The organism is Candidatus Protofrankia californiensis (assembly GCF_900634765.1).
Classification (GTDB): Bacteria; Actinomycetota; Actinomycetes; order Frankiales; family Frankiaceae; genus Protofrankia; species Protofrankia californiensis.
This window is the reverse complement of sequence record NZ_CAAAFT010000004.1, coordinates 1-8,362: the sequence shown is the minus strand read 5'-3', so window position 1 is coordinate 8,362 and position 8,362 is coordinate 1. Positions and strand designations below refer to the sequence as shown.

Genomic DNA, 8,362 nt, shown 5'->3' with positions numbered 1-8,362 from the left:
TGAACCTCGGCGCCGGAAGACTTGCGGCCAAGATCCGCCGGTGTACGCGAATGCAACAGTGCCCCGGGACGGTGACTACCGGCGTGGCCGCACACGTGGGCGGCCGGCCGTCAGCCGCCCGGGTCGTGTACGCGCGGATCTCGTTTTTTCAGCTCCCGTTCGGCGACTTTCCGCATAAGGCTGGATACCCTGGCCATGCTGTCGGATCGGTCGGGGGGTATGGATGGTGCTGCTCGGGACGTGGAACCTGGAGAACCTGTTCCGGCCCGGTGAGGGATTCGGCCCGGCGGACACGGCGGCCTACCAGGGCAAGCTGGCCGCGCTCGCGACGACGATCCGCACCGCCGGCGTGGATGTGCTCGGCGTCCAAGAGGTCGGCGACCCGGACGCGCTCGCCGACCTCGCCGGCGCACTCGACGACGAGTGGACGGTTGTGCTGTCCGAGCTGTTCGAGCCCGCGCATCCGATCCGCGTCGGCGTGCTGAGCCGCCTGCCCGTCCAGCCCGCCGCGGACACCGCCGATTTTCCCGCCGGCCTGCTCCCGGTCCAGGTCGGCGACCACGGAAAGACCACCCGCCGGATGGGCCGCGGCGCCCTCGCCGTCACCCTCACCCCCGGCGGCACCCCGCTGACCGTGGTGGTCTGCCACCTGAAATCCAAGCTGTTGTCCTTCCCTAGCCCGCACGGCACCACCCGTTTCGACACCCGGGACGACGACGAGCGCGCCCGCTACGCCACCTATGCGCTGCACCGCCGCGCCGCCGAGGCCGCCACCGTTCGGGCGCTGGCCACCCGGCTGCTCGCGGACGAAGGCCGCACCCGCCGTCTCGTTGTCGTCGGGGACCTCAACGACGAACCCCAGGCCGCGACCACCCAGATCCTCGCCGGACCTCCCGGTTCGGAAATCGGCACCGGTGGCTTTGACCGCCCTGACCACGGCGACGGCCAGCGGTTGCGGAACCTCGCGGCGAAGATCCCCGTCGAACGCCGCTACTCCCGGATCTACCAGGGCCGCAAGGAACTGATCGACCATATCCTCGTCAGCCACGCCCTGCTCCACGCGGTCGGACAGGTCGATGCTCTCGTCGACCGCCCCCTGCCCTCCCTCGGCGACAACCCCGCCAGCCGCCGGGACGCCCGCGACTCCGATCACGCACCCATCCTCGCCCACCTCACCCTCTGATCCCGCGGTCCAAGCACATGCCGGGCTCGACGGCATGCACGGGCAATGCCGGAGCGCTCCGAAAGGTGTACCGCACTGCTCCTGGTAGCCACCCTTGGGGAGTCCGTGACTGCGTCTGTATCCGCAGCGTGGAGTTATGTTGTCTTCCATGAGGGTGGCACGGTGTGCGCATTCAGCTCAGCCAAGCGCAGCGCGACTGTAACGACGAACCGCTGACAGTAGTCGAACTCCTCCTGGTTGGGAGCGTAACCCTGGGGAAAGTTGCGGATAGACTCATTTTTTATATTCACCCATACGCGTGGGGTAAGGTCGAGAAATCTGCGGTACTCCGCATAGCTGATGCCTAGGGCAACTACCCGCATGGCGTTCTGCACGGCCATAGTGACATCAGTGATCTCTCTGATCTGCTCTCCGAGACGGCGCGGATTACCAGGAGGAAGGCCGCTAGAGTCAGGCTGCCTCACCGTTTGCACGATTTCCTGCTCCCGGAGCGCATAGCGGATGGTAGGACCAAAGCTGAACGGTGTGGGTCTCGCCCCATTGGGATAGATGCGGCTGTCGAACAGCTCATCGAACGCTTCGACGAGCAGCGCCATCGCCTCGGCACGGTCTCCGGTGGTGTTCGACGCGGTAGCCATCTTGATCTTTTGGCGTGTAGAGGTCTGGGGCACCAAGTCAGCCATATCAATGCCGTCAAACAGGACGCCAAAAACCGTCGGAGTGTTCTCCTCGAAGAACGTGGTGACGCTTGCCCGAGCCTGCTCGACATGGTCGCGGCCGGGCAGCGCGCCGGCATGCTTGAAGCCGTTACGCCAGTCGTTGAGCCGGCGCATGCCCACCTGCCCCGTCAGAACCACGCCGTTGGCGCATTTGGCAGGGCTAAGCTCGGTCCAGTACTTCTTGAATTCCGTGTTGCCAGAGACGGATGCGCCGAGGTGCTCCCCGGAGAGAAGTAGGAACCATTCGACCGCGTCGTGAAAGGTCAGGACGCTGGTATACATCAACGGCTCGGGCAGATGGGACTGGTCCACGCCTTGCTGGTACATAAGGCGGATGAATGCCAGCCGCTTCATGGTGGTGGAGGTGAGGTTTGGTGTGGCCACTGCTCGGGGTCCTTAAACTAAGCGGGGTCAAGAGGATTAGCTGAGGCTAACCGCCTCACTGAACACGGGGCGGACAGGTTTCGGCGTTCGATGGGTGAGTCGCGACTGATGCGGCTGACCAAGCCCTGCGGCCCTGCTCGCGGAAGGGCGGGACACGTATCAACGAGCAGACCTCCTCGACTCCCCAGCCCGTGACGTGCACCAGGTTGAAACAATGATCGTCGACACGATACGACAGTGCACCGTCGCCTGGCACCTTTGGGTGCCGATTAATCATCCTATGGGGTGCCAGAAGTCGGCCTGGGCCTGTGAACTGGGGTAATGTCAGGCGCGGCTATCGGCATGATGGTCAACCATGTCCGTGCGCCTGCCGTATCTGATCTTCGTTCGGGTGTGTGGCTGGCGTGTCCTGCTCGGCCGTTCGTCGGCGTCCAAGGACCTGGAATTGCTCGTGGTGCGGCACGAGGTCGCCGTCCTGCGCCGCACCCGGCCGAAGCCCCCGTGGGACTGGGCGGACTGTGCGGTGCTTGCCACGCTGATCAGGCTCCTGCCCAGGACGCTGCGGGCGCACCGGCTGGTCACACCCGGCACTGTCCTGCGGTGGCACCGCAGGACAGTCGCACGGACGTGGACCTATACGCACCGGTCGCGAGTCGCTCGGTCAGCACGGAGTGGACGCTAACCCGATCGTCTTGACAGCCGGCAGATCGGGGACGGCGCGCATCCACGAGAGGACGCGCTTGGCGGCGGCGACATCCTCCGTGTCCGGCGTCCATGCGCCGGGCCGCAGCGCTCGTTCCGCGTGCCCGATCGTCTCTGTAGCGGCTGCGACCGGGTCACCAGCTCCGTCCGGCACCGGCAGCCAGTCTCCCGACAGCAGATGCTCCCAAGGCGGCAGTTCGGTCACAAGAGCGCCGTAGCGCCCGCGTCCATGCGGGAGTGTCAAGGGATCTTGATTGATATTCTCTAGGGTAAAGCCGCGACCTGCGGAAACGCTTGAACATCGCCGTCCGTTACACCGCTGCTCGAGCCCCGTTCCCATTCAGGGAATAGAACATCTGGCCCGCATGGGTCGACTGGGAGACGAGTAAATACCAGGGTAATTTGTGTGAAACAGGTGCTCGTTCGGTTTCAGAGAGTCAGATGGGCAGGGAGCGGGCCTTCGGGCTTGGCCACGACTGTCGAAACGGGCGTTTTCTTCCTGCCGAGTTGCTCGAGTTGCTTGGTCAGGCCGTCGCGTTCGTGCACCAGGGCGTTGAGCTGGTCGCGCTGCGGGAACGGCTGGCCCTTCAGCGCCCGGGCTTTGGTTATTTCCTCGCTGAGTCTGTCTGCGGTGGTGTCCAGGTTGTTAAGAATCGTATCGAGCCGGCGGATGTTCTTCTCGAGGTTGACGACGACACGGCCGGGGTCGGCCGCGTCGTCTGCGAAGTCTATGTTGATGGTGTTGTCGGGTGCGCCATCGACCCGTATTTCGAGGGAGCTGGACAGGCGCCGGGCGATGACAGGGATATTGCCGATAGTTCCGAGTGTGACGTCTTGGAGATATCGATCCTTTGTCCGCAGGCGAGCCTGATCTATAAAATGGGTGCCCGCAGTGGCTCGGTCGTCGAACCATTTTCTGTCGATCATTGCTGTGAAGGCTTCGCCCCGGGTGTCCCGCCGTGCGGTGATGAGCTGGCGGACGCGGTCCGCCTGGTATCGGGTAGCGGCGAGGCGGGTTTCGTCGCTGGTGATGCTGGCCGCGAGGTCGGCCTGTTCGTGAGCGTGGGCGGTGGCGAGCCGGCGCAAACGGGTAATCTCCATGTCGAGTGCCGCCGCTTGGACGACGAGGGGTGAGCCGGTGGCGAGTGCTTTGATCTCGGCGTAGCTGAGGACCTGATCGGTGTTGAGGTCGTCGATGGTACGGACGTCGGTCTTTCCCGCCATGATCTGCGTGATGAATCGGGCTTTTCTCTCAATGGCTTGCCACATATAGGCATCAAATGACCCCTCCGTAATATAGCGGATGATATGCACTTCGGGGCACTGGTTTCCTTGGCGGAGAATACGCCCCTCGCGCTGTTCGATATCGGCGGGTCGCCATGGGACGTCGAGGTGGTGAAGCGCCACGAGCCTACGCTGGATGTTGGTGCCGACACCCATTTTGCCGGTGCTGCCGATGATGATGTTGATCTGGCCGTCGCGGCAGGCGGCGAAGAGGCGGGCTTTCGCCGCGTCGGTGTCGTGGTCGTGGACGAAGGCGATCCGCTCGCGGGGAATGCCTCGGTCCATGAGTAGGTCACGGAGGGCGTTGTAGACGGTGAACCGACCCTCTTTTTTGGTGGGGGTGCCTTGGTCGCAGAAGATGACCTGGCAGGCGCCTGGCGTGGCGTGGGGACGGCCATCGGCGTCGGTGAACAGGTCGGCGGCGTGCTCGTGCCAGAGATCGGCGATGCGCTGCGCGCAGACGCTGATTTTGCCGCCGGCTGGGTCGGGCGGGCGGCCGACGAGGCGGAGGTCGAGGGAAGCAAGCCGACCCTCGTTGCTGATCTTGAGCATGTTGTCGTGCTTCGGGTCGACCTTGCCTGCGCGGACCTCCTCAGCGCGTTCGCCGAGTTCGCTGATGCAGTCGTGGAGTTCGTCCGAGCCAGGAACGGTGGCCGTCACCGGCTTGCCGCTATGGAGGGCTGGAACGGGGAGGCGGATGTCGTCGGCGGTCTTGAGATCGACGACAGTGCGGTAGAGGGCGAGGAGTTCCGGGACGTTGTCGAAGGCAGCGTATCGGGTGTTGACGCGGAAGGAGCCGCCTTCGGGGGCGAGTTCGAGTCCGGTGACGGTGCGGGCGAAGGTTGCCGCCCAGGAATCGAAATGCTCGATCTTCATTTCGGTCAGAAGTTCGGGCGCGAGATAGCGCAGCATGACCCACAGTTCGGACAGCGAATTCGCAATCGGGGTACCGGTGGCGAAGGTCGCAACGCGGGATCCGTAAGTCTGACGGAGCCAGTCAAGTTTCATGCACAAGTCGAAGGCGCGTTCGCTGGCCGGGGCGGAGATCGGAAGCTTCGTGACAATACGGAGCCCCTTGTACATGTCGGCTTCGTCAACGAACAGGTAGTCGACGCCGAACATGTCGAACGTGACCAGGCCCGGGTCCTGACGGCGTTCGGCGAAAGTTTTCAGCCGGGTGGTGAACTTCAGGACGGCTTTTTCCAGTTCCTTCACGGTGAACCGGTTCTTTTCCCGGTCCATCGCCAGCTCCTGAAGCAGCGCACGGTAGGCGTCCCCTTCGTTCTCGAGGAACTCATTCTCGATTTCTGGGCTGACGCGGAGCATCCCGAAACTGGATTGTTTGATGACGATCGCGTCCCAGTTCCCGGTGGCCGCTCGGGCCGCGAACGCCTGTCGGGCGTCGCGGCCGAGGTCGGATTTCTGGGCGAGCAGGACTTTCGCGTTCGGGTAGAGCTGAATGAATTCGCGGCCGAACTGCTCCAACATATGATTCGGGACGACGTACATGGGCTTGTTCACGAGGCCGAGCCGGCGCATCTCCTGACCTGCCATGATCATAGTGGCGGTTTTGCCCGCCCCCACGACATGGCCGAGGAGCACGTTGCCGCCGCGTTCGCCCATTCCACCGGAGACGATCCGCCAGGCCGCGTCCCGCTGATGGGGATGGGGAGTGAACGCGGTCGACATGCCTGGGAAGGTCATATGGGAGCCGTCGAACGTTGGCAGGACCAGGCAATTAAACCGGTCGTTATAGAGACGGCTGAGATGGGCGGCCCGGCTGGGATACTCCCAGGCCCAGCGGGCGAACTGCTCGGCGATCTGGTCGCGTTTGTTGTTCGCGGCGACGGTCTCCACGATGTTGCGGATGCGTTTGCCGTCGTCGTCCTCGTCGTAGACGACGGTCGGTTTCATGTTCAACATCTGCTCGATGAGGGAGACCGCGTTGACCCGCCGTGTACCCCATTTGCTCACCGCCGTGACGAGCTGCCCGCGACGGTGCCCGGGGATGTCGATCTCCCAGGTGGCGGTCTTCTCCGAGTGGTGCACGACAGGCGGTGCGATATCGAGGAGGCCACCGACGAAGGCGCCGATGATCTCGGCCGGCAGCCACGGCGCACCGAGTTGGACGCCGATCTCCTCCGGTGTCAGATCACGAGGAAGAACCTTCTCGAGCGCGGTGACGTTGCGGTCCCATCGAGGATCGGCCTGTGCAGCGGTACGAGCGACCTCCAGTTTGCGGCGCACGTTCCCCGACAGATACGCGGTCGCGATCTCGATCCGCTGTTCCGCGTCGGCGGCCGGCGCGCTCAGGGGAAGCTCGGTGCCGGGACTCGCTGGTGTTGCCGGTGAAGGGAGTAGTTCGTAGACGAGGTCGCCGAGTTCAGCCAGTGCGCTGTCCTCGTCGATGCCGAGCAGGCCGGCGATGCGGTGCAGGTCCGCGCGGCCATAGGTCGCCAGGCACAGCGAGAGTGCCTCGGCGGCGGTCGTGGCGCCTGTGGGCTCGCGGCGCGGCGCGATGACTCGTTCCTCGAAGATCGCGGCCTTTGTGATCTGCCCAGTGCTGTGGTCGACGACCTCCAGGGCGGCGAGCAGCGGCCAGCCCGGGTCGTCGAGGATGCGCGCGGGGACCCGGGGGGTGACCGCCGGGGGCTGGTCCGCCGTGCCTGGAGCGACTGTGCGGACGTCGGCGAGCCGGCCGAAGCGGCTCACATAGCGGTCGTAGATGGTGTTGAGCCGCTGCCGTTCGGCCTGCCAGGTTTCGGCGTCGGCGGGATCGTCGGAGGTCTGCGCGGCGAGTACGGCCCGGGTGGTGTCGCGGAGGTCGATGAGTGCCCGCAGCTCCTCCGCCTCACGCTTGTTGCGGGTCCCGACAGTCCGGTGCTGCCCGTCGCGGCCCAGGATCGACAGGGTGCCGTTCACGAGGGTGAGTGCGCCTACCTCGCCGTCGTGTTCGTCGGGGCGTGCGGTGCCAGGCGGGGCCGGACCTGTCGGTTCCGGCGGGAGCGGGGACCAGCCTCGTCCGGCCTCTTTCGCGCTCGCCGCGATCTGGCGGGCCTGGACGGCGAGCCGGTCGACCCAGCCGTCGGCGGCGGTGACGGTGACCGTGGTGGCGTGCACACCGCCGACGCCGTAGCGGCCGAGGACTCGGTCGGGATGCTCGGCGAAGTACCGGTTCACCCGGATCGTGTCCGGGAGGTCCGGCTGGATGCTGTCCGCCGGCAGGTCAACCTCGGCTGTCGTCTCCCAGCCGAACGGCGCTCGGGGCTCGTCCACCGGCCGGCGGCGAAGCACGAGGATGTCGGTGACCACGCTGGTGCCGGCTGCGGCCATGTGGGCGTTCGACGGGAGCCGGACCGCGCCGAGCAGGTCCGCGCGTTCGTACATGTCCCGGCGGGCGCCCGGGTTGCGGGCATCCATGGTGTACGGCGAGGTGATCGTGACCAGGACCCCACCGGGTTTCAGGAGATCCAATGCTTTGATCGCAAAATGGTTGTGGATGGTGTGGCCGCGCGGATTGTGCAACGGGTCGTGCAACGGATAGTTCCCGAACGGCACGTTGCCGATCGCCGCATCGAAGCTCCCCGCCGGCAGCCGGGTTTCTTCAAAGCCTTCGGAGAGGATGCGCGCGTGGGGGTAGAGCGCGGCGGCGATGGCGGCCGTGGTCGGTTCGACCTCGACCCCGACGAGGTCGAGGGGGATGTCAGGCGCCAGCCCGAGAAAGTTGCCTGATCCACATCCGGGCTCCAGCACCCGGCCGCCGGTAAACCCGAGATCGGTCAGAAGATTCCAGCAAACGCGGACAAGCGAGGCATCGGTGTAGTGGGCGTTGACCGTCGAGGTGCGGGCGGCGTTCCACGCGGCCTCGTCGAGCAGCGCCCGCACCTCGGCGCGTTCGGCGTCCCAGCCGCTTGCGCGCTCGTCGAACACCTGCGGAAGCGATCCCCAACCCGACCAGCGCGCCAGAATCGCCTGATCGGTGGCGGTCGCGCTCCGCCCGGTGTCGTGGAGCCACCGCAGCAATTTCAACGCCTCGATGTTGGCGCGGGCCTTCCCCCGCGCCCCCGGTGGAGCGAGATCGTCCTGGGAT

Annotated in this window: 4 protein-coding genes; 2 read left to right on the top strand and 2 right to left on the bottom strand. The window is 65.5% G+C overall.

All coding sequences use genetic code 11. The annotated features are described in order from the left end of the window. The first annotated feature begins 226 nt into the window (after nt 1-226). Nucleotides 227-1,183 (top strand): endonuclease/exonuclease/phosphatase family protein, encoded by a 957-nt coding sequence (locus DD1DGNOD_RS00140; protein WP_131764803.1) that lies wholly within the window; start codon nt 227-229, stop codon nt 1,181-1,183. A gap of 134 nt (nt 1,184-1,317) precedes the next feature. On the opposite strand, the gene DD1DGNOD_RS00135 is transcribed toward DD1DGNOD_RS00140, so the two are convergent. Further along, nucleotides 1,318-2,286: a hypothetical protein gene (locus tag DD1DGNOD_RS00135; RefSeq protein ID WP_131764794.1), complete on the bottom strand. Its 969-nt coding sequence runs from the start codon at nt 2,284-2,286 to the stop codon at nt 1,318-1,320. 355 nt (nt 2,287-2,641) lie between these two features. Here DD1DGNOD_RS00135 and DD1DGNOD_RS00130 point away from each other — a divergent pair, with 355 nt between their 5' ends. Next, nucleotides 2,642-2,968 (top strand): integrase, encoded by a 327-nt coding sequence (locus DD1DGNOD_RS00130; RefSeq protein WP_131764793.1) that lies wholly within the window; start codon nt 2,642-2,644, stop codon nt 2,966-2,968. 449 nt (nt 2,969-3,417) lie between these two features. On the opposite strand, the gene DD1DGNOD_RS26275 is transcribed toward DD1DGNOD_RS00130, so the two are convergent. After that, nucleotides 3,418-8,362: helicase (locus DD1DGNOD_RS26275; protein ID WP_165036293.1), on the bottom strand; the 4,945-nt coding region annotated here is incomplete at its 5' end.

Coding starts and splice junctions, on each gene's coding strand:
- DD1DGNOD_RS00130 (WP_131764793.1), top strand. CDS start 2,642: ATGTCCGTGCGCCTGCCGTATCTGATCTTCGTTCGGGTGTGTGGCTGG.